We start from the raw sequence: 21,392 nt of genomic DNA on the forward strand, positions 1-21,392 counted from the left end.
CGCCGAGCAAGGCCAGCGCGAGGCACAGGGCCGCGCGGATCAGAACTTCTCCGGCAGCTCGACCGGACCGATCAGCGCCTCGTGGCGGCTGATCGCGAAGGGATCGGTCATCCCCGCGAGATAATCGCCCACGTTGCGCGCGATCGTGACCGCGTCGGCGTCATCGCCGCGGTGCCAGGCGTCGGGCAGCAACCGCGGGTCGGCGAGGTAAGCGGCGGCGAGATTGCCGACCACCCGCTGCGCTTCGACCCGTACCGGCTGTAACGCGGGCGCGTTGTAGAGGTTGGCGTACAAGCTCTTCTTGAGCGCTCGCTCCTCGGCAGCAAGCTCGTCCGAGAAGCCGGCGAGCAGCCGCCCGGCGCCGCGGACGTCGTCCAGCGTCTCGACCCCTGCTTCCGCCACCCGGCGCCGCGTCTCGGTCAGGAGATCGCCGACCATGGTCCCGATCTGATCGCGCACCAGCGCCTTGATCTTGCGGTCGAGCGGAAGGTCCGGCCAGCGCTTGCCGATCGCGTCCCAATGCCGCGCCACCAGCGGTAGCTCGAGCAGGGCCTCTAGCGGCAACACGCCGGCACGCAAACCATCGTCGATGTCGTGATTGTCGTACGCGATGTCGTCCGCGATCGCCGCCACCTGCGCTTCGAGGGTGGCGTGGCTGGCAAGATCGAGGCCGACCCGCGCAGCCACCTCCGCCAACGCCCACTTGGGCGCTGCCACCGGACCATTGTGCTTGGCCAGTCCCTCCAGCGTCTCGAAGGTCAGGTTGAGACCGTCAAACTCGGGATACGGCGTTTCCAGCTCGCACAGCAGGCGCAGCGTGTGGCCGTTATGATCGAACCCACCCGCGAACCGCAGCGCTTCGTCGAGCGCATCTTCGCCCGCATGGCCGAACGGCGGATGGCCAAGATCGTGCGCCAGGCACAGCGCTTCGGTCAGATCCTCATTGAGGCCAAGCGCCCGCGCAACCGTGCGCCCGATCTGCGCGACTTCAAGGCTGTGGGTCAGGCGAACACGGTAATGGTCGCCATCGGGCGCGACGAACACCTGCGTCTTGTGGCGCAGGCGGCGAAAGGCGATGGAATGGACAATCCGGTCACGATCGCGCTGGAAGACGTCACGAGGTCCGCGCGGGCCGCTGTCGGGTTCAAGGTGGAGCCGCCCGCGGCTGTCCGCCGGCCGCGCGGCAATCCCGGGGGGCAAGGTCACTTGAGGCTAAGCTTCTCGAGCTTGAGGCCGGACGGCGCGTTCCACACGAAGCCTTCGAGCTTGGCGGCGTGGAGGCTATTGACGAACTCCTGCGCCTCATCCGCGGCCTTGAACGGTCCGACCACCAGCCGCGACCAGCCCTTGACCGCCGAGACCATCGGCTGGCGCGCCTTGAACAAAGCGGGCTTCGCCTTGCGGATGCGGTCATACTCGCGGTTCATCTGGTCGGCATTGGCCCCGCCCGCGAGTTGGACATAAATGCGCGAAGCCGACGCGGACGCGGTCGCCTTGGTCGGCTTGGCTTCCTCGGAGGCCGTCTTGCCCTTGGTCTTGCTGTCCTTGCCCTCGCTTGCCTTGGCGTCCTTGGCGGCAAGCTTGACCGGCTTTGCCGTATCAGCCTTGGCAGGCACCCTGGTTGGCTTCCGCGCCGGTTCGTCGCTGGCCGGACGGCTGGCCAGTTCGAACTCGGCAGCGGGAGCGCGGCGGGCCGACTTGCGCTCGACGATCGGCTTTGGCGCGGGCGGCGGGGCCGGAAGCTTGGTCAGCGTCGTCTCGATCGACGCCAGACGATCGCCATCAGCCTTGGCGGTGGTGAGCGGCGTCGCTTCGGCTACCTTGACCGGTGCAGGCTTGGGCGTCCGCGCTGGCGCCTTGGCAACCCGCACCGGGGGAGCAGGAAGCGGCGCGGGTTCGGCGGCCTGCAGCGCTGCCAGCGCGGCGCCTTCGGCGGGCATGATGCCAAGATGCACCGCCGCGGCCTTTTGCCCCGGATTAAGCGTCGGAAGGCGGCGCAGGAACGGATCGAAACCGCTGCTCGAGCCCGGCAACATCAGGGCAATCGCCTGCCGCGCTCCGTCGACATCGCCTCCGAGCGCCAGGATGAAGGCACGAGCGCGGCGGGCGCCGGCATCGCGCTGCGCCAGCAACGGATCGAGCGCCGCCAGCGCTTCCACCTTCTTGCCCGAAATGGCGAGGCTGAGCGCCAGCCGGCGGCGCGCTTCGGCCTGATCGGGGCCGGCAATCACCGCGCGATAATCATTCTGCGCCTGTGGCTGCATGCCCATCAGGTCGAAGGCGAGCCCGCGGTCCAGCGCGATCAGGCTCTGCGTCGCGCCGAGCGCCTGGGCCTGCTCGAACAGCCCCAGCGCCGCCTGCGCTTCGCCCATCTGCGCCAGCGCCGATCCCTGCCCGGCCTTGGGCGCCCAATGGGCTGCGTTGATCTCCTCGGCGCGGCCGAAGAAACCGATGGCGGCCTGCGGATCGCCCAGGCGGAGGGCCGCACGTCCGGCGGCGAGCTGCGCGTCATAGTTGCGCGGATTGATCGCGATCAGGCGGATGTTGCGGGCCAGCGCCGCTTCGGGCGTCTCGTTCGCGCCCGCGACTGGCGCCGGCGGCGGCTCGGGCGGGCGGCCACCGATATATTGCGCGCTCGCCGAACCGGGCAGCAGCACAGCGGCCGCCGCCAGCCAAACAGAAGTTCTGGTCATCCCCATCCCGTGTCCGAGTCTAGCTGAGCGCACGCTGACGGGAAGCCGCCTGAACGATGAGGCGTGAGCCTGAGCGGATGAATGGAGAGACGCGAAACGACAAAGGGGCCGAGCGCATGGCGCCCGACCCCCTTGTTGCTCGCTGAGCGAGAAGATCGCTTACTGATTGCCCTGACGGTTCAGGAACCGCGGGATGTCGAGCGGCTCGCGGCGGAGGCTCGGCGCGGGCTCGTCCTCGACCTTGCCGCCAGCGCGGGCCATGCTGCTCATCCGTTCGAACAGGGTGCCAGCCTCGCGCTTCGGCGCCGGGATTTCCTCGTCGACCGGCGGTGCGATCGGCGGGGTTCCGACCGGGCTGGTCAGGATGTCCTCGTTGTCGAGCAGCAGCTCGTCGCTGCCCTCGTCACCAAGATCGAGCGGAGCCGGCGCAGCGGCAGCAGTCGGCGCCGGAGCAGCGGCCGTCGCGGTCGGGGCCGGCGCCGGCGTGGCGGTGGCGCTACGGGCCGGGAAGGTGAACACCTTGGTGCTGGCGGTCTGGCCGCTGGTGCTCGGAACCGGCTTGGTGGCTTCCTCGGCTTCGATGCCGGTGGCGACCACTGACACGCGGATCTTGCCGTCGAGGTCGTTGTTGAACGCCGAACCCCAGATGATGTTGGCGTCGGGGTCGACCAGCTCCTTGATGTGGCTGGCGGCCTCATCGACTTCCATCAGGCGCATGTCCTCGCCGCCGGTGATGGAGATGATGACGCCCTTGGCGCCCTTCATGCTGACACCGTCGAGCAGCGGATTGCTGATCGCCTTTTCGGCCGCTTCGATGGCGCGGTTGTCGCCCGACGCTTCGCCGGTGCCCATCATCGCCTTGCCCATCTCGCCCATCACCGAACGGACGTCGGCGAAGTCGAGGTTGATGAGGCCCGGCATGACCATCAGATCGGTGATCCCGCGAACGCCCTGCTGGAGGACCTCGTCGGCCATCTGGAACGCTTCCTTGAAGGTCGTGTCCGAATTGGCGAGGCGGAACAGGTTCTGGTTCGGGATAACGATCAGCGTGTCGACGTGCTGCTGCAGCTCGGCGATGCCGGCTTCGGCGGCGCGGGTGCGGCGGCTGCCCTCGAACGCGAACGGCTTGGTCACGACGCCGACGGTCAGGATGCCCTTGTCGCGGGCGGCCTTGGCCATAACCGGAGCCGCACCGGTGCCGGTGCCGCCGCCCATGCCGGCGGCGATGAAGCACATGTGCGCGCCTTCCAGCGCCCGCTCGATCTCTTCCATCGCTTCTTCAGCCGCGGCACGGCCGATTTCCGGACGCGCGCCGGCGCCGAGGCCTTGCGTGATCTTGTGACCAAGCTGGATGCGGCGATCGGCAGACGAGGCGTTGAGCGCCTGCGCGTCGGTGTTGGCAACCGCGAAATCGACGCCCTGGACGTCGGCGTTGATCATATTGGCAATGGCGTTGCCGCCCGCTCCGCCGACACCGATGACGGTGATGCGGGGCTTCAGCTCGTCGACCGCCGGCCTGACAAAATCGATGCTCATGTGGAATGGACCCCCGCTCATCAACGCGTTGAACTTATAAGCGTGAATCTATGATTCACCGCTCTGTGCGGCACAAGCGGAAATGTTAACTCTTGTGCCGATTTTCGGGCGAAGCGTGTCGCAATGGACTCAATCGTCCCGGCTTGGGACGTTCAGGCCTTGGTTCCGCGCATGATCGAGACCATCCGGGCGATGAGGCCGCCGCCCGTGCGCCCGCTTGCCTGCCGCGGAAAGACGAGGTCGTCGACCCGCTGCTGGGTGGTCAGCAGCGCCAGACCGACCAGGCTGCTGAACGCCGGCCCGCTGTGCGCATCGGGCAAGCCTGTGATCGCGCGGGGCCGGCCGACCCGCACTGCGCGGCCGAGCACGCCCTGCATATAGTCGGCGATATTCTTGAGCTCCGCCCCGCCGCCGGTCAGCACGACCTGCCCGCCAACGGGTTTGACGAAACCCATGTCCTTCAGCGCCTCGTCGATCTCGGCGGTGATCCGCTCGACCCGCTGGCGGATCACGGTCATCAGCTGCGCCCGGCTGATTCGAAGCGGCTCGGTCCCGTCCTCCGACCCGATCGGAAGCGCTTCCACCACTTCATGATTGTCGCGCGGGCTCGTCATGGCCGAACCGTGGAAGCACTTGATCCGCTCCGCATCCCGGCGGCGCACGCCGAACGCCGCGGCAATGTCGTCGGTGATGTCCTTGGCGCCCAGGGGGATCGAGCGCAGCGCAACCAGCATGCCGCCGGCGTGAAGCGACACGTTGGTGACCTCGGCGCCGAGCTCGACCAACGCCACGCCCAGATCGCGCTCCTCGCTGCTGAGGCAGGCCAGTGCCGCCGCGACCGGCGAAGCGACGATGGCCCGAACGCCAAGATGCGCCTGCCGGATGGTCAGGTCGACGTTGCGCAACGGCGCTTCGTCGGCGGCGATCACATGGATGTCGACGCCCAGCCGGCTGGCGTGCATCCCGACCGGTGAGCGGACGCCATGCACATCGTCGATGGTGTAGAGCGCGGGCGTCGCGTGAAGCACGACCTGGCCCGGCCGGTCGACGGCGCCGCGGCCGCTTTCCAGCAGCGCATCGACGTCACTCGGCTCGACCTGGTGGCCGCCGATCTCGACCTCGACGGTGGCGAGGCCGCTGCTGAGACCGCCGGCGCCATAGCTCGCCCACACGTCCTCGATATTCTGCTGGCTCATCCGCTCGGCCTGTTCAACCGCTTCACGGACGGCGACCTCGGTCGCTTCCATGTCGGTGATGAAGCCGCGCTTCACCCCCCGGCTCTGGCGCTGGCCGGTGCCGAGCACCCGCGGGCGGCCTTCCTCGTCCAGCGTGCAGACGAGCGCCGAGACCTTGGACGATCCGATATCAAGGGCGCCGATCAACAGCGGCGCATCGTGCTTGGCCATCAGTTCGCGGGCTCCACGGTGCCGGCGGGCGGCGGGGTGGCACCCGGCGGCACCCGGACGATCATCTTGCCGGGCACGCGAAGATCGAAGCGGATCATGTCGCGGCCGAGCAGGCCGACCGAGCGGTCCATCTTGGCGAAACGCTTCAGCGCCTTGGTCGCGGCGGCGGCGGTCTCGGGAAGCGAAACGGTCTCGCCAGTGGCGAAGCTCAAGTCCCAGCGGCGCCCCCCGATCCAGCTGGCGGAGGCAAGCTGCGGCTTCAGCGTCGGCACGCTGTCGAGCATGCGGCGAAGCGGCACCGCCTGCGCGTTGGCGCCCGGACCGATCAGCAGCGGCAGGTCGGGCATCTTGTCGACCCGCACTGCGTCGAGCACCACGCCCTCCCCGTCGATAAGGTTGAGGCGGCCCTGATGCTGCCACACCGCCGTCGGGGTTCGCTCGATGAGATCGATCACCAGCCCGTCGGGCAAGCGGCGCGAGACGCGGGCATCCTTGACCCAGCCGAATTGCAGCAGGCTGTCGCGGATGCGGTCGAGATCGACCAGCGCCTGCGCCGGCTCGTCCGTGCCGATCGGCGCTTCCTCGGCGGCGCGGCGAAGCTCATCGGTCACGACGGCATCGACCTTGCGGCGATCAAGGTTCTTGATGCCGACGATCTGATAGCTCGCGACCTTGAACCCGGCCTCACCCGTGGCGGCACCGGTGGCGCGGAGCGCCTTGCCCGGCAGGTCGAGCGCGATCAGCGCGACGATCGCCATCACCGCAACCAAGGCGATGAAGGCGTAGCGCGCAAGCTTACCGCTCCCCTCGGGCCAAGGGGACGGCGCGGCCTTGACCGGCGCCTTGCGCGGGCGCGACTTGGCGCCTCCACGCCCCTTTGACGCAGCAGGGCGGCGAATGGTCTGCGCGTTCACTGAAGCGCCTCGGCGATGATCCGTTCGACCAGCTCGCCGTACGAGATACCGCGCTGCTTGGCCTGTTCCGGCACCAGGCTGAGCGGCGTCATGCCGGGCTGGGTATTGACCTCGAGAAGATAAAGTCCCTCCTCACCCTGCTCATCGTCCCAGCGGAAGTCCGACCGGCTCGCGCCCTTGCAGCCGAGCGCGCGGTGGGCGGTCAGCGCCATGTCGAGCATCGCCTGCGCGATATCCGCGGGCACCTCGGCCGGGCAGACATGCTCGGTCAGGCCGTCGGTATATTTGGCGGCGAAATCGTAGAAATCGGCCTTGGGCTTGAGCTCGGTGACGCACAAAGCCTCGTCGCCCAGCACCGCAACGGTCAGCTCGCGGCCTCTGATAAAGGGTTCGGCGAGCAACTCGTCGAAGTCGTTCCACGGCCCCGGCGTGCCGCGTCCGATCGGCGAACCGTGGTTCCCGCCTTCGTGAATGATGGCGACCCCTACCGAGGAGCCCTCGTTGACCGGCTTCAGCACATACGGCCGGGGGATCGGGTCGCGCTCGTACAGGGTCTCGGAGCGAACCATCGTCCCTTGTGGCATGCGCACGCCGGCGGGGACCAGCAGCAGCTTGGTCAGCTCCTTGTCGATTGCGATCGCCGAGGTGCTGAGCCCGCTGTGCGTATAAGGAATCTGCATCAGGTCGAGCATGCCCTGCACCGACCCGTCTTCGCCCGGATGACCGTGCAGCGCATTGAACACGACGTCGGGGCGGATGCCGGCCAGCACCTGCGCGACGTTGCGGTCCATGTCGACTTCGGTGACGTTGGCCCAGCCCCGCTCGCGAAGCGCGTTGGCGACGCCCTTGCCGCTCATCAGCGACACCTCGCGCTCGGAGGACCAGCCGCCCATCAGGACGACGACGTTCAGGTCCTTGTTCAAAGCGCTCACGCCTTCACTCCCACGCGTTCCTGTTTGGCGTGCTCGGCAGGCATGCCGACACGCTGTATTTCCCACTCGAGCTCGGTGCCGCTGTGCTGACGTACCCGGGCACGGACTTCCTCGCCAAGCGCTTCGATATCCGCGCTGGTCGCGGTACCGAGGTTGAGGAGGAAGTTGCAATGCTTCTCGCTGACCTGCGCGTCGCCGATTGTGAGGCCGCGGCAACCGGCGGCATCGATGACTTCCCACGCTTTCTTCGGCAGCGGGTTCTTGAAGGTCGATCCACCGGTCTTGCTGCGCAGCGGCTGGCTGGCTTCGCGGCTGGCGGCGATGCGATCCATCTCGGCCTGGATTGCGGCGGGCTCGGCGGGTTCTCCGCGGAAGGTGGCGGAGACGACGATCGCACCGTCGGGCAGCGCCGAGTGCCGATAGGTGTAGCCGAGGTCGGCATTGTTGAGCGTCACCAGCTCGCCAGAGCGCAGCACGACCTGCGCTTCGACAAGGATGTCCTTCACCTCGCGTCCGTAAGCGCCGCCGTTCATCCGGACGAAGCCGCCGACCGTGCCGGGAATCGAACGCAAGAACTCGATCCCGCCGATCCCCGCATCGCGCGCCGAAGACGACACAAGGATCCCGCTCGCTCCGCCGCCACATCCCAGCGTCACCTCATCCACGCGCCGCACCTTGGCGAACGGCTTTCCGAGGCGAACCACCACGCCGGGCACCCCGCCGTCGCGGACGATAAGATTGGAGCCGAGACCAAGCGCCATTACCGGCGTCACGGGGTCGAGATCACGGAGAAACGCCTGGAGGTCGGCGACATCGGCCGGCTCGAACAACGTCTCTGCCGCGCCGCCCGACTTGAACCACACCAACGGCGCCAACGGAGCCTGCGGCGTCAGCCGGCCGCGCACCTCGGGCTGATGAAGGGTCTCGGCCATGGTCATGCGTGCGCCGGCTCGGCCTTGTGGCTGCGTTCGTGCTCCACGGCAGCGGCCAGCCCGGCCGCCCACTTGGTGATGTCGCCGGCGCCCATGCAGATGACGAGATCGCCGTCCGCGGCAAGGTCGCGGAGCGTGCGGGCGAGATCGGCGGCGCCGTCCACCGTCTGCACCATGCGGTGCCCGTGCGCGCGAATGCCGTCCGCCAGCGCGGCGGCATCGACGCCCTCGATCGGCTCTTCGCCCGCGGCATAAACCGGCGCCACCAGCACCGCGTCGGCCTCGATGAAGGCGTTGGCGAAGTCTTCCATCAGGTCGCGCAGGCGCGTGAAACGGTGCGGCTGGACCACGGCGATGACCCGCCCGCTCGTGCTGTCGCGGGCAGCGGACAGGACGGCACGGATCTCGACCGGATGGTGGGCATAATCGTCGATGATGACCGTGCCATCGACTTCGCCGACGCGGGTGAATCGGCGTTTGACCCCGCCGAACCGCTCGAACCCGCCGGCAATCCGCTCGTCGCTGAGCCCGAGCTCGAGCCCCACCGCCACCGCGGCCAGCGCATTCTGGACATTGTGCCGCCCTGGCATCGGCAGCGCGATCCCTTCGATCCGCCGCCGCTCGCCCGAGCGTTCCAGCACCAATGCGTCGAAGCGGGTCACGCCGCCTTGCGTCACCACATTCTCCGCCCGCAGATCGGCGGCAGCGGAGAAACCATAAGTGACGACCCGCCGGTCCTTGATCCGGCTGAGCAGATTGGCGACCTCCGGATGGTCGATGCACATGACCGCTAGGCCATAGAAAGGCACGTTCTCGACGAACTCGACGAACGCATCCTTGGCCCGGTCGAAGCTGCCATAATGATCGAGATGTTCGGGATCGATGTTGGTGACCACCGCGATGGTCCCGTCGAGCCGGAGGAAGCTGCCGTCACTCTCGTCCGCCTCGACCACCATCCACTCGCCGTTGCCGAGCCGGGCGTTGGAGCCATAGGCGTTGATGATCCCGCCGTTGATGACCGTGGGGTCGAGCCCGCCGGCGTCGAGCAAGGCGGCGATCATCGAGGTGGTGGTCGTCTTGCCGTGGGTGCCGGCGACCGCGACCGTGTTCTGCATCCGCATCAGCTCGGCCAGCATTTCGGCGCGGCGGACGCGGGGGATACGGCGGCGGGCGGCTTCCTCGACCTCGGGATTGTCGGGCCGAATCGCGGTCGAGCAGACCACCACCGTCGCATCGCCGAGATTATCTGCGCTCTGCCCGATCATCACCGGAATCCCGGCCTTGCGCAGCCCTTCGGTGACGTAGCTCTCCGCCTGATCGGAGCCCTGCACCGTGTAACCGAGGTGGTGCATCACCTCGGCGATGCCGCTCATGCCGATGCCGCCGATGCCGACGAAATGGATGGTGCCGATGTCGGTGCCGACCGCTTTCATGCCGCCGCTCCTGCCGGAGCCAGCGCGACGGCCGGTGCGGCGGCGGGCTTGACGGCACGGCCGATCAGCGCCGGGCGGTCGCCCTGCCCGATCCGCTCGACCAGATCGGCAAGATCGCGCGCCGCATGCGGACGGCCGACCGATAGCGCGCGGGCAGCGGCGTTCGACAGCGCCTCGGGATCGTCGGCCAGCGCCTCGATCTGCCGGGCGAGCGCCTGCGGAGTGAATTGCGGCTGCGGAATCATCCGCGCCCCGCCGGCCCGCGCCAGCTCACGCGCATTGGCGGTCTGGTGGTCGTCGGTCGCAATCGGCAGCGGAACGAGGATCGACGGGCGCCCGGCCGCGGTCAGCTCGGCAATGGTGGAGGCCCCAGCGCGCCCGATCATCAGGTGACACTCGCCAAGCTTGGCATCCATGTCGTTGAGGTAAGTCGACAGTTCGGCGGGAATCCCGAGCTTCTGATAGGTGTCGCGCACCCGTTCGATGTCGTCGGAACGGCATTGCTGGACGACCTGCAGGCGGTGGCGCAGCGAAGCGCCAAGCTCGCCAAGACCTGCGGGCACTACCTCGCCGAGCACGGTCGCCCCCTGGCTGCCGCCGGTGACCAGCAGCTTCAGCGGCGCATACTCGTCGAACGCCGGGAACGGCAGTTCGCCCAGCCGCACGATGCTGGCCCGGACCGGATTGCCGACCAGGCTGGTCTTGATCTCGTGGCTTGGCTTCAGCCGCTCGACCTGTTCATAGGCCGTGGCGATCGCAGCCGCGTCGCCGGCGAGCAGGCGATTAACCCGGCCGAGCACAGCATTCTGTTCGTGCAGCACAGTAGGAATGCCGCGCGACGAGGCGGCCAGCAGTGCCGGAAACGCCGGATAGCCACCGAAGCCGATCACCGCGTCGGGCCGGTGCTTGGCATACAGCGTCTTGGCCTCGCGCCGCCCGGCCATGACTGAGCGCAGCGCCTTCAGCAGGCCCCACGGCGTCTTGGCGAGCCGCCCGGCCGGCAGGATATGCACCGGCACGCCGTCGAACAGGCCGGGGATCTTTGATCCGCGCGCGTCGGTGATCAGCAGCACGCCATGCCCGCGTGCCTTGAGTTCGGCGGCGAGCGCATGCGCTGGAATCATGTGCCCGCCGGTTCCGCCGGCCGCGAGGACGAAGTTCATGGGTCCGCTTAGCGCCCCTCGCTCCACTTCACCACATAGGGCGATCGCTTGAGATACGGGTTGGTGCGGGTGAAGGCGAGCAGCAGGCCCATGCCGATCGACAGCGCCAGCATCGACGAGCCGCCATAAGAGATGAACGGCAGGGTCATGCCCTTGGACGGGGCAAGCTGCACATTCACCGCCATGTTGATCAGCGCCTGCAGCCCGAATTGGCAGGCAAGGCCCGCGGCGGCGAGAACGGCGAAGGGCTCATCCTCGTCGAGCAGCTTGACCAGCACCCGCACCACGATCGCGCAGTAGATCACCGCAATCGCCATGCAGGCGATCAGCCCGAACTCCTCGCCGATCACCGAGAAGATGTAGTCGGTATGCGGCTCGGGCAGGTGGAACTTGCGGGTGCCGCCGCCCGGTCCCATGCCGAGCAAGCCGCCCGCCGTCAGCGTGCGCATCGCATTCTCGACCTGGAAATTATCTCCTTCGCCGAACAGGAAGCCGTCGATCCGAACCTGCGCCACGTCGTAGAAGAAATAAGCGAGGACGATCCCGACCAGCCCGCACACCCCCATCAGCCCGAGCGCGCGGACATTGGCACCGGCCAGCGCGATCATCACGATCCACACCGTGCCGAAGATGATGGTTGAGCCGAAATCCGGCTGGATCATCAGCAGCACCGCGACCAGCGCGGTCAGCCCGCCCGAGATGATCATCACCGGCAACCCCCGATCCTTTTCCTTGAGGCTGAGAATGAACGCCAAGGTGACGATGAAGAAGGGCTTCAGGAACTCCGACGGCTGCACCTGCGCGAAGCCGAAGCCGATCCACCGCCGCGCGCCGTTCACTTCCGGCCCGATCAGCGGGACCAGGAACATCGCCCCGATGCATCCCGCGCATCCGAGCAGGCACCATTGCCGCAGCCGTTCGCGCGGCATCATCGAGATGACGATCATCACCGGGATCGACAGGGTCAGCCACACCAGCTGGCGGTAGAAATAATAGAGCGGCGGGAAAGTGACGTTGCCGCCCGAATAACGCTGCGCGCCGGCCGGACTGGCGGCGGCAACGGCGACTAGGCCAATCGCGATCAGCACCGCGACCAGCACGAGAAGGACGCGGTCGATCTCCCAGAACCAGCGGCCCACGGCCGAGCGATCGGCGCGGCCGTAGCGATTGCTCGTGTCGATCGGAAAGGCCTTCGCCAGAACGCCGTTCATAATGCCCCCACCAAGGCCCTAAAGGCCTCCCCGCGCGCCTCGAAGTCCCGGAACTGGTCAAACGAAGCGCAGGCCGGGGAGAGTAGAACGGTCTCGCCCGGCTGTGAATCCCTCGCAGCAGATTTCACCGCATTTTCCAGTGTTTCCGACTCGATTACGTCGACGCCTCGTTCGCGCAGGAGGCTGGAAAACAGCGGTCCCGCCTCGCCAATGGTGTAGGCGCGGACGACGTGGTCGAGGTGCCGAGCCGTGTTGCCGAGCTCCTTGGTCTTGGCCTGCCCGCCGACGATCCAGCGGATGCGCGGGTAAGCGGCCAGCGCGGGCGCGGCCGCCTCGGCATTGGTCGCCTTGCTATCGTTGACGAAGAGCGTGCCGTTCAGTTCACGCACGCGCTCCATGCGGTGCGGCAGGCCGGGGTAGGTCTCCAGAGCCTCGTATAGGTCGCTCGAAGCGAGTTTAAGGCAAGCGGCCACAGCAATGGCAGCGCAGGCATTTCTCCAATTATGAGGCCCTTGGAGTGCCGGCCACCTGCTTTGGTCAAACTCGAAAGTGGCAGCGTTGCCATCGAGCCCGAAGACAAGCCACTTCCCGCCGGAGTGTTCGACCTCCGTCAAATGGATGTCGGCCATCTGCCCTGCGTAAGACCACCCGCCCATCTCGAGGCCATCTTCGATCTGCCAGACTTCTTCGTTGCTGGTGTCCAGGATGCCGAAACTGCTCGCCGACTGCATCTCCAACAGTCGCCGCTTGGATCGGCTGTAGGCCGCGAAGCTCTCGTACCGATCGAGATGATCCGGCGTGATGTTGAGCAGCACCGCCACATCGCAGTCGAGGCTCTGGGTGAGGTCGATCTGGTAGCTCGACAGCTCCAGCACATAGACGCCGCCCTCCGGCAGCGGATCCTGCGCGAGGATCGGGAGGCCGATGTTGCCACCCATCGTGGTCGGCACCCGGGCGGTCTGGAGGATGTGGTGGACCAGCGCGGTGGTGGTGCTCTTGCCGTTGGTGCCGGTGATCCCGACCACCTTGTGCGGCGGTAGCTCGGGCCGGGCGCGGGCAAATAGCTCGATGTCACCGATGATTTCGACCCCTGCCGCACGCGCCCGGGCGGCGATCGGGTGGGTGTTGAGCGGCACGCCGGGCGAGACGACCAGGCTGTCGAACTGCGACAGGTCGGCAGTGTCGAGGTCGAGCAGCGCCGCACCTTCAGCCTTTCCTCGCGCTTCCTCGCTCTTGTCCCAGGCGGTGACCTCTGCCCCGCTCGCGACCAATGCGCGCACGGTCGCGAGGCCGGAGCGGGCGAGCCCGTAGACGGCGTATTTCTTGTCTCTCCAGGCCTCCGCCGTGATCACCGCAGCTTCAGCGTGCTGAGGCCGGCCAGCGCCAGCACGAAGGCGATGATCCAGAAGCGGATCACCACCGTCGGCTCGCTCCAGCCCTTGTGCTCGAAATGATGATGGATCGGCGCCATCAGGAACACCCGCCGCCCGGTGCGCTTGTAGACGGCGACCTGGATGATGACGGAGAGGGCCTCGACCACGAATAGCCCGCCGATCAGCGCCAGCACGAACTCATGATGCGCCGCGACCGCAACCGCGCCCAGCGCTCCGCCCAGCGCCAGGCTGCCGGTATCGCCCATGAACACCGCCGCTGGCGGCGCATTGAACCACAGGAAGGCAAGACACGCCCCGACCGTCGCCAGCAGCAGGACGGTGAGGTCGCCGACGCCCTTCACATGCGGAATGCCGAGATAAGGCGCGAAGCGGGCGTCGCCGCAAAGATAGACGATCAAGGTAAAGGCCAAAGCCGCGATCACCACCGGCATGGTGGCGAGGCCGTCGAGCCCATCGGTCAGGTTCACCGCATTGCCGAAGGCGACGATCACGAACGCGCCGAAAATGACGTAGAACCAGCCAAGGTCCATCACCGGCCCTTGCACGAAGGGGATGTAGAGGTTGGTCCCCGACACCCGCACCATCAGCCAGGTCGCAAAGCCCGCGATGACGAACTCCAGGGCCAGCCGCACCTTGCCCGGAATGCCCGCGTGATGCGCCTTCTTGACCTTGTCGTAATCGTCGAGAAACCCGATCGCGCCGAACCCGGCGGTGACCAGCAGGCAGGCCCAGACATAGGGGCTGTAAAGGTCCATCCACAGCAGGCACGAGATCGTCACCGAAACCAGGATCAAGAGGCCGCCCATGGTCGGCGTGCCGCGCTTGGCGAGATGGGTCTGCGGCCCGTCGGCGCGGATCGGCTGGCCCTTGCCCTGCCGCACGCGCAGCATGTTGATGAACCACGGCCCGATGATCAGCCCAATCGCGAGCGCGGTCGCGGTCGCCGCGCCAGCCCGGAAGCTGATGTAGCGGATGAGGTTGAGGAGCCCTGGAAAACCCAGATATTCGGCGACGAGGTAGAACATCAGGCGCGGCCCCCTGCCACTCGTTCGACCAAGGACGCAAGGCCGATCCCGTTGGATGCCTTGACCAGCACGGCATCCCCCGGGGCGAGCCGTGCAAGGAGCGCGTCGGCAGCCTCGGCAGCATTGGCGACGAGCGTCACCGGCAGCTTGCCCTCCAGCGCTTGCGCCAGCGGCCGCGTTGCGTCGCCGACGAGAATCAGCTCGGCCAGCCCGGCGCCGAGCACCGCCGGCGCAAGGCCCGCATGGGCTTCGTCGCTGTGGCTGCCGAGCTCAAGCATCGTGCCCAAGACTGCCAGCCGCCGCCCGTCGACCCGCTCGGCGGCAAGCGTCTTGAGCGTCGCGGCCATACTGGCCGGATTGGCATTGTAGCTTTCGTCGATCAGCAGCGCAGTGCCGTCCCCGACGGCAACCTCGTGCCGCTCACCGCGGCCCTTGAGCCCGCCCATGTCACCCAGCGCGAGGCCGGCGGCAGCAAGGTCCGCGCCCGCCGCGTCGACCGCGGCCAGCACCGCCAGGCTGTTGCCGACCCAGTGCTCGCCCGGCTGGGCGATGGTGAAGGTGAGATCGGCGCTCGGCAGGCGAGCGGTAACGAGGCTTCCGCCCTTGTCGCCGCGCACCGCGTGCAGCGCGGTGACGTCCGCATCGCCCGCGCCAAAGGTCACCATCGTCTCGGCATAGCGCCGCGCTGCCTTGAGCAGGCGGTCGCGATAGGGCGTGTCGTTGGGTATGATCGCGGTGCCTTCGGGCTCGAGGCCCTCGAAGATCTCCCCCTTGGCATCGGCGATCGCTTCCATGCTGCCGAGATTCTCGATGTGCGCCGGGGCGATGGCGGTGACCAGAGCGACATGCGGCCGCACCAGCCGGGTGAGCGCGGCGATCTCGCCCCGGTTATTCATCCCCATCTCGAACACGCCATAGACGCTGTCGCGCGGCATCCGGGCGAGGCTGAGCGGCACGCCGGTGTGGTTGTTGTAGCTCTTGACCGAGCGGTGGACCTTGCCCGGATGGCGGCGCGCAAGCGCGGCGGCGAGTGCTTCCTTGGTGCTGGTCTTGCCGACCGAGCCGGTGACCCCGAACACCTTGCCACTCATGCGCGCCCGCGATGCGAGGGCCAGCGCTTCGAGCGCCTTCGGCACGTCGTCTACCAGAACGTGCGTGCCCTCGACCGCCCGGCTGACCAGCGCGGCGACGGCGCCTTTCTCGAACGCACGGGCGACAAAATCATGCCCGTCGGCGACCGTGCCCGGCATGGCGACGAACAGGAAGCCCGGTTCCACCTCGCGGCTGTCGAAGGTGACGCCGGTCACCTCGAACGGCGCGGACGCCTTGCCGCCGGTCGCCGCTTCGATCTCGGCCGAGGTCCACAGTGGCCCGCTCATGCCGCACACTCCCGCGCCACTTCGGCATCGTCGAAGGGCATGACCCGATCGCCGATCACCTGCACCGTTTCGTGGCCCTTTCCGGCCAGCAGCACGATGTCGCCATCACGTGCTTCGGCGATGGCGGCGGCAATGGCTTCGCGGCGGCCGCCAATTTCCTTTGCCCCCGGAGCCCCTTCCATCACCGCGCGTCGGATCGCCGCCGGGTCTTCGGTCCGCGGGTTGTCGTCGGTGACGATGACGAGGTCGCTGCCTGTCGCCGCCACCCGCCCCATCTCGGGTCGCTTGCCGACGTCGCGGTCACCGCCCGCGCCGAACAAGGTGATCAGCCGGCCCTCGACATGTGGGCGGAGCGCGGCGATCGCGGCTTCCAGCGCATCGGGGGTGTGGGCGTAATCGACATAGACCGGCGCTCCGGCCGGCGTGATCACCGCCCGCTCCAATCGCCCGCGCACCGGGGCCAGTCGCCCCAGCCCGCGCAGCGTGTCCGTCCAGGTGCCCCCGGTCGCCAGCACCAGCCCCGCCGCCGCCAGCACGTTCGCAGCCTGATAAGCGCCGATCAGCGGCAGCTTCAGCGTCCACTCCTTGCCGCCGTGACCCAGCACCAGCGTCTGGCCGAGCGGGCTTGCGGTGCGATGCTTGAGGTCGATCGTCTCACCCCCCGGCCCGACCGTCAGCACAGTCAGCCCGCGGCGACGCGCGCGCTCGGCCACCTCGGCGCTCTTGGGATCGCCGGTCCACACCACCGCCGTCCCGCTGCCGTCGACGACTTCATCGAACAGCCGCATCTTGGCTTCGAAATAGGCGTCCATCGTAGCATGGTAATCGAGATGGTCGCGCGAGAAATTGGTGAAGGCGGCGGCCGACACCGTGAGCCCCTCGCTGCGATATTGGTCGAGCCCGTGGCTCGACGCCTCGTACGCGACGTGGCTGATCCCCATCGTCCTCAGCCCCGAGATGTTGCTGAGGAAGGTGACGATGTCCGGCGTGGTGAGCCCGGTCTTGACCTGCTCGTCGGCGGTGGTGACCCCCAACGTCCCGACCGACGCCGAGCGGTGCCCGGCCATGCGCCATAGCTGACGCGTCATTTCGACCGTAGAAGTCTTGCCGTTGGTCCCGGTTACCGCGACCACAGTCTCGGGATAAGGCGCGAAAAACTTGGCAGCGAGCGCGGCGAAGCGCTGGCGTGGCTCGGCATCGGCGATATGCAGGGCGCCGTCGACCTCAGCCTCGGGCCGGGCGATCACCGCCACCGCGCCCGCCGCGACGGCCGCAGGAATGAAGTCCTCCCCGTTGCGCGCCGAGCCGCGAAACGCGCCGAACACCGTGCCAGGCGCCACCTTGCGATGGTCGATCGCGAATCCCGTGATTTCCACGGCAGCGGCATCGCCCGGCTGGACGTCGACAAGGTCGGACAATCGCATGGGGAAGCGGCTACTTTTCTTCGCGGACGAAGGGAAGCACTTCGCTCATGTTGGCATCGCGCTTCATGTCCGGGCGCACGCCCAACATCGGCGCGATCCGCGATACCACCTTGCCGAACGTCGGCGCGGCATTCCAACCGGCGGTACGGAAGCCATAGGTATCGGCCGTGCCCTTGGGCTCGTCCAGCATCACCACCATCGCGTAACGCGGCTCGTCCATCGGGAAGACGCCGGCGAACGAGGTGATGTTGACCGTCTTGGAATAACGCCCGCCAATGATCTTTTCGGCAGTGCCCGTCTTGCCGCCCACGCGGTAGCCGATCGCATCCGCCTTCTTGCCGGTGCCCTTGGTCACCACCAGGCGCAGCAGCGAGCGCATCTTGTAGCTGGTCTCCTCGCTGAACACCCGGCGGCCCTTGGCGACCGGATGCCCGCGATCGACCTTGAGCAACGTCGCCGGCCGATAGATGCCGCCGTTATACAGCGTCGCGTACCCCATCGCGAGGTGCAGCGGGGTCACCGCAATGGCATGGCCAAAGCCGACCGTCATGGTGGTCGACGTGTCCCAACTCGCCTTGGGAATGGTCAGCGACCGCGCGCGCTCGGGCAGCTCGACCTCGACCTTGCCGAGGAAGCCCATGCCTTCGAGGAACCGGCGCATCGGCTCCGTCCCTACCTGCCCCGCGATCTGCGCGGTGCCGATGTTGGAGCTTTCCATCATGATCTCGGCGACCGAGCACGGCCGGCCGAACGGATGGGTGTCGGTGACCGCGCGGCCGTTGGGCCGGAGGAAGCGGTCGTAGCAGGGATACATCTGCCCCATCGACTTCACCGCACCGGTGTCCAGCGCCATGGCGACGGTGAACGGCTTGAAGGTCGAGCCCAATTCGAAGACGCCGAGAGTGGCGCGGTTGAATTGGGCTTCGGGATCCGAATTTCCGGCGATGTTGGGATTAAGCTGCGGCAGGCTGGTCATCGCCAGCACCTCGCCCGTGTGAATGTCGAGCAGCACGCCCGCGGCGCCCAGCGCATTGAACTGGGCCTTGGCGGCCAGCAGCTCATGCTCCAGCGCCTGCTGCACCCCCGCGTCGATCGACAGGACCAGCGGCTGCCCCCGGGTACCGGCTTCTGACAATTGCTTGTCCATTGCCCGCTCCATCCCCGACGCGCCATGGCCGTCGATATTGGTGGAGCCGAGCACGTGGGCGGCAAGGTCGGTCTGCGGATACAGGCGGTCGGGCTCGCGGCTCAAGGCGATGCCCGGCTCGCCCAGCGCGTTCAGCGCCTGCACCAGCCGCGGCGCGGCGCGGCGGCGGAGATAGATAAAGCTCTTGGCTGAATTGATTTCAGCGAGCCAGCCGGCCGGATCCTTCTCCGGCATCAGGCGCGACAGCTCGACGGCGAGCGCCTTCTTGTCGCCGATCACCTTCGATGGCTGAAGCGCCACGGTCCAGCTGTCGATGGTCCGGGCGAGCGGCTGGCCATCGCGGTCGACGATGTCCCCGCGCGACGGCAAGTTGGTGGACGCGATCGACTGGCGCCCGGCATGATCGCCGAACAGCCCAAGCCAGGTCAGCCGCAGCACAATGGCACCGATCACCGCGCCAAAGATCAGCATCCCGACCATCAGCCGCTGGTGCATGATGCCAAGCAGCTGGCGCCTCTGGCCGACCAGCTTCAAGCGCTCGGGCCGGGCGACAAGGACGGGGGTCGGAGCGTTCATTGCCGGGCTTTGACGTCCTTGGATTTGCTCGGAGCGGCCGGGGCCTTGGCCTTGGTATCGGCCGCGGCCTTGGCCCTGGGCTCCGCCGCCGCCTTGGTCTTGACCGGCACCGCCGCAACCAGCTTGGCCGCGGGCTCCGCCTTCGCCTTGGTCGCCGGGATCGCCTTGGCCGGAGCCTTAGCAGCTGCGGTCGCGGTCTTCACCGGCGGCAGCTTGATCGCAGGCGCCTTATCCACAGATTTTTCAGCGGCTTGCGGCGCTTCGCGGCGGTAGCTCGCGATCTGCATCAGGTCGCGCGCAGTCGGGCCGGCCTTGGCCTCGCCGTCATTGTTGTCATCGTCACCCAGCGCAGGACGCTGCGGCGCAGGAGCCGGCGCGGAGGCCAGCACCACCGGCGCTGCCGGATCGACCTTCTTGGTCGGCGCGGCAAGCGTCGCCAGCTGGAACTCGCCTTCCAGGAACTGCTGCGCCTGCGGGGCCGACAAGGCCAGCACCTTCACGTTCCAGCTTTCGAGCTGCTCCAGCCGGCCGCGGGTGCCGATCTCGGTCTGCAGCACGCGGATGTCGCGCTGCGCCAGCACGATCTTGTTCTCGACCTGCTCCAGCGCCGCACGCTCGGAGGCGACCTTGAGACTGACCATGTAGCAGCCGAGCGCCGTACCGGCGACCGCCGCGACCCAGCCGACTTCACGAAAACCACGCATCGCTCAGGCTGCCTTTCGGGGGGAATAAGGTGCATCGGTGCGGACCGCGCTGCGCAGACGCGCCGAACGGGCCCGGGGATTGATCGCCAGTTCCGCCTCGCTCGGCGCGACCGGCTTTGCGACCGCACGGAAGGTCGGGGCCGGTCCGGCATCCAGCATCGGACGATGGCGCGAGCCCGCGGGCGCCGCGCCGCTGCGGGTGCGCAGAAACTGCTTCACGATCCGGTCCTCGAGGCTGTGAAAGGTCACCACCGCGAGCCGCCCGCCGGGCTTCAGCGACCGCTCGGCCGCTTCCAGCCCGGCTTCGAGTTCGGCCAGTTCGGCGTTCACGTGGATGCGGATCGCCTGAAAGGTGCGGGTCGCGGGATCGGTCTTCATCCCCGCGTGCCAGCCGAGCACCTTGCGGCAGATCGCCGACAGCTCGCTGGTACGGGACAAGGGCCGCGCGGCGACGATGGCGCGGGCGAGGCCGCGCGCCTTGGGCTCGTCGCCATAATCGCGGATCACGCGGGCAATGTCGGCTTCCTCGGCGGTGTTGAGGAAATCGGCCGCGCTCGGCCCGTCCTGGCTCATCCGCATGTCGAGCGGACCGTCTTCCCGGAACGAGAAGCCGCGCGCCGCCTGATCGAGCTGCATCGAGCTGACGCCGATATCCAGCGTCACACCGTCGACCGGCAGAAGACCGCGCTCGTCCAGCGCCTCTGCCATGCGCGAGAAGCGGTCATGAACTAGCGTCAGGCGGGAATCCGGGACGAGTGAGGGCCCGTTGCGGATCGCATCCGGATCCTGGTCAAAGGCAATCACTCGTCCCGCCCCCGCCCGGAGCATGGCGGCCGTATAACCGCCAGCCCCAAACGTGCCGTCGACGTGCGTTTCGCCATGGGCAATAGCGAGCGCTTCGACGACTTCATCGACCAGCACCGGCAAGTGACCCGTCTTGGGCCTTGGGTCACCCTGAGCAACGGAGGGGGGATTCCCGCTCATGCGAGCCCCCGTTCCTCGAGCCGATACCGGCAGACATCCTTCAAATCCTCGGGGATGCGATCATCCGCGAGGAGCGTCGTGGGATTCCAGATCTGAAAGGTCTCGCCGACGCCCAGGAACAGCGCGAGGTCGGCAATGCCGCCCTTCCGGCGCATCATGGTCGGGACCAGGATGCGGCCGGTGCTGTCGTAAGGCACTTCTTCGCTGACCGCGAAGGCGAGGAGATTGCTCTGCTGATAAGCGAGCTGGGCGCCGTCTTCCTGCTCGTTCTTTTCCAGCAGGCGCTCGATCTTGCTGTGCTTCAGCGCGGCGTAGGCGGGATCATAGGCGCTGAGGCAGGGAAAGGTCTCGTGCTTGGCGAGAACAATGGTGCGGCTGTCGCCGCGGCGTTCGATCACGGAGCGCAGGAAGGCGGGAACGGAGACGCGACCCTTCGCATCGACCCCGTTTAAGGCACTGCCCTGGAACAGATGCTCCAATGCCACCGCGAAAAACTCCCCTCGCGCGGTGGACAAAGCCCTTCCGTTCGCCGGAACGCA

18 protein-coding genes are annotated in these 21,392 nt (G+C 67.6%); all 18 read right to left on the bottom strand.

The window, feature by feature from the left end; genetic code table 11:
* Positions 1 to 39 precede the first annotated feature (39 nt).
* The gene (locus ACP69Z_RS00400; protein ID WP_426265583.1) at positions 40 to 1,206 is read right to left on the bottom strand and encodes a deoxyguanosinetriphosphate triphosphohydrolase; all 1,167 of its coding nucleotides are present in this window, start codon (positions 1,204 to 1,206) and stop codon (positions 40 to 42) included.
* The gene (locus tag ACP69Z_RS00405; RefSeq protein WP_426265584.1) at positions 1,203 to 2,693 is read right to left on the bottom strand and encodes an SPOR domain-containing protein; all 1,491 of its coding nucleotides are present in this window, start codon (positions 2,691 to 2,693) and stop codon (positions 1,203 to 1,205) included. The genes ACP69Z_RS00400 and ACP69Z_RS00405 overlap by 4 nt, the downstream gene beginning before the upstream one ends.
* Before the next feature lie 159 nt (positions 2,694 to 2,852).
* The gene (ftsZ, locus tag ACP69Z_RS00410) at positions 2,853 to 4,229 is read right to left on the bottom strand and encodes a cell division protein FtsZ (RefSeq protein ID WP_426265585.1); all 1,377 of its coding nucleotides are present in this window, start codon (positions 4,227 to 4,229) and stop codon (positions 2,853 to 2,855) included.
* 152 nt (positions 4,230 to 4,381) lie between these two features.
* Entirely contained in the window at positions 4,382 to 5,635 is a 1,254-nt protein-coding gene (gene ftsA, locus ACP69Z_RS00415) for a cell division protein FtsA (protein WP_426265586.1), read from the bottom strand.
* The gene (locus tag ACP69Z_RS00420) at positions 5,635 to 6,549 is read right to left on the bottom strand and encodes a cell division protein FtsQ/DivIB (protein WP_426265587.1); all 915 of its coding nucleotides are present in this window, start codon (positions 6,547 to 6,549) and stop codon (positions 5,635 to 5,637) included. The genes ftsA and ACP69Z_RS00420 overlap by 1 nt, the downstream gene beginning before the upstream one ends.
* Positions 6,546 to 7,481 carry a D-alanine--D-alanine ligase gene (locus ACP69Z_RS00425; RefSeq protein ID WP_426265588.1) on the bottom strand — a complete coding sequence of 312 codons (936 nt, stop codon included), beginning with the start codon at positions 7,479 to 7,481 and terminating at the stop codon, positions 6,546 to 6,548. Before ACP69Z_RS00425 ends, ACP69Z_RS00420 begins: the two co-directional genes overlap by 4 nt.
* Positions 7,478 to 8,413: a UDP-N-acetylmuramate dehydrogenase gene (murB, locus tag ACP69Z_RS00430; protein WP_426265589.1), complete on the bottom strand. Its 936-nt coding sequence runs from the start codon at positions 8,411 to 8,413 to the stop codon at positions 7,478 to 7,480. The genes ACP69Z_RS00425 and murB overlap by 4 nt, the downstream gene beginning before the upstream one ends.
* Before the next feature lie 2 nt (positions 8,414 to 8,415).
* Positions 8,416 to 9,846 (bottom strand): UDP-N-acetylmuramate--L-alanine ligase, encoded by a 1,431-nt coding sequence (murC, locus tag ACP69Z_RS00435; protein WP_426265590.1) that lies wholly within the window; start codon positions 9,844 to 9,846, stop codon positions 8,416 to 8,418.
* Positions 9,843 to 11,009: an undecaprenyldiphospho-muramoylpentapeptide beta-N-acetylglucosaminyltransferase gene (murG, locus tag ACP69Z_RS00440; protein WP_426265591.1), complete on the bottom strand. Its 1,167-nt coding sequence runs from the start codon at positions 11,007 to 11,009 to the stop codon at positions 9,843 to 9,845. The genes murC and murG overlap by 4 nt, the downstream gene beginning before the upstream one ends.
* An 8-nt stretch (positions 11,010 to 11,017) precedes the next feature.
* Positions 11,018 to 12,220 carry an FtsW/RodA/SpoVE family cell cycle protein gene (locus tag ACP69Z_RS00445; protein ID WP_426265592.1) on the bottom strand — a complete coding sequence of 401 codons (1,203 nt, stop codon included), beginning with the start codon at positions 12,218 to 12,220 and terminating at the stop codon, positions 11,018 to 11,020.
* Entirely contained in the window at positions 12,217 to 13,572 is a 1,356-nt protein-coding gene (gene murD, locus ACP69Z_RS00450) for a UDP-N-acetylmuramoyl-L-alanine--D-glutamate ligase (protein WP_426265593.1), read from the bottom strand. The genes ACP69Z_RS00445 and murD overlap by 4 nt, the downstream gene beginning before the upstream one ends.
* Positions 13,569 to 14,639: a phospho-N-acetylmuramoyl-pentapeptide-transferase gene (gene mraY / locus ACP69Z_RS00455; protein WP_426265594.1), complete on the bottom strand. Its 1,071-nt coding sequence runs from the start codon at positions 14,637 to 14,639 to the stop codon at positions 13,569 to 13,571. The genes murD and mraY overlap by 4 nt, the downstream gene beginning before the upstream one ends.
* Complete coding sequence (locus ACP69Z_RS00460; protein ID WP_426265595.1) at positions 14,639 to 16,018, bottom strand: UDP-N-acetylmuramoyl-tripeptide--D-alanyl-D-alanine ligase; 1,380 nt, start codon at positions 16,016 to 16,018, stop codon at positions 14,639 to 14,641. Before ACP69Z_RS00460 ends, mraY begins: the two co-directional genes overlap by 1 nt.
* Positions 16,015 to 17,442: a UDP-N-acetylmuramoyl-L-alanyl-D-glutamate--2,6-diaminopimelate ligase gene (locus tag ACP69Z_RS00465; RefSeq protein WP_426265596.1), complete on the bottom strand. Its 1,428-nt coding sequence runs from the start codon at positions 17,440 to 17,442 to the stop codon at positions 16,015 to 16,017. The genes ACP69Z_RS00460 and ACP69Z_RS00465 overlap by 4 nt, the downstream gene beginning before the upstream one ends.
* A gap of 10 nt (positions 17,443 to 17,452) precedes the next feature.
* The gene (locus ACP69Z_RS00470) at positions 17,453 to 19,165 is read right to left on the bottom strand and encodes a peptidoglycan D,D-transpeptidase FtsI family protein (RefSeq protein ID WP_426265597.1); all 1,713 of its coding nucleotides are present in this window, start codon (positions 19,163 to 19,165) and stop codon (positions 17,453 to 17,455) included.
* Positions 19,162 to 19,869, bottom strand: coding sequence for a hypothetical protein (locus tag ACP69Z_RS00475; RefSeq protein WP_426265598.1), 708 nt, complete (start codon positions 19,867 to 19,869; stop codon positions 19,162 to 19,164). The genes ACP69Z_RS00470 and ACP69Z_RS00475 overlap by 4 nt, the downstream gene beginning before the upstream one ends.
* A gap of 3 nt (positions 19,870 to 19,872) precedes the next feature.
* Positions 19,873 to 20,853, bottom strand: a complete 981-nt coding sequence (rsmH, locus tag ACP69Z_RS00480; RefSeq protein WP_426265599.1) for a 16S rRNA (cytosine(1402)-N(4))-methyltransferase RsmH — start codon at positions 20,851 to 20,853, stop codon at positions 19,873 to 19,875.
* Entirely contained in the window at positions 20,850 to 21,338 is a 489-nt protein-coding gene (locus tag ACP69Z_RS00485) for a division/cell wall cluster transcriptional repressor MraZ (RefSeq protein ID WP_426265600.1), read from the bottom strand. The genes rsmH and ACP69Z_RS00485 overlap by 4 nt, the downstream gene beginning before the upstream one ends.
* Positions 21,339 to 21,392: the final 54 nt, after the last annotated feature.

The organism is Sphingomonas sp. LHG3443-2, assembly GCF_049896405.1.
Classification (GTDB): domain Bacteria; phylum Pseudomonadota; class Alphaproteobacteria; order Sphingomonadales; family Sphingomonadaceae; genus Sphingomicrobium.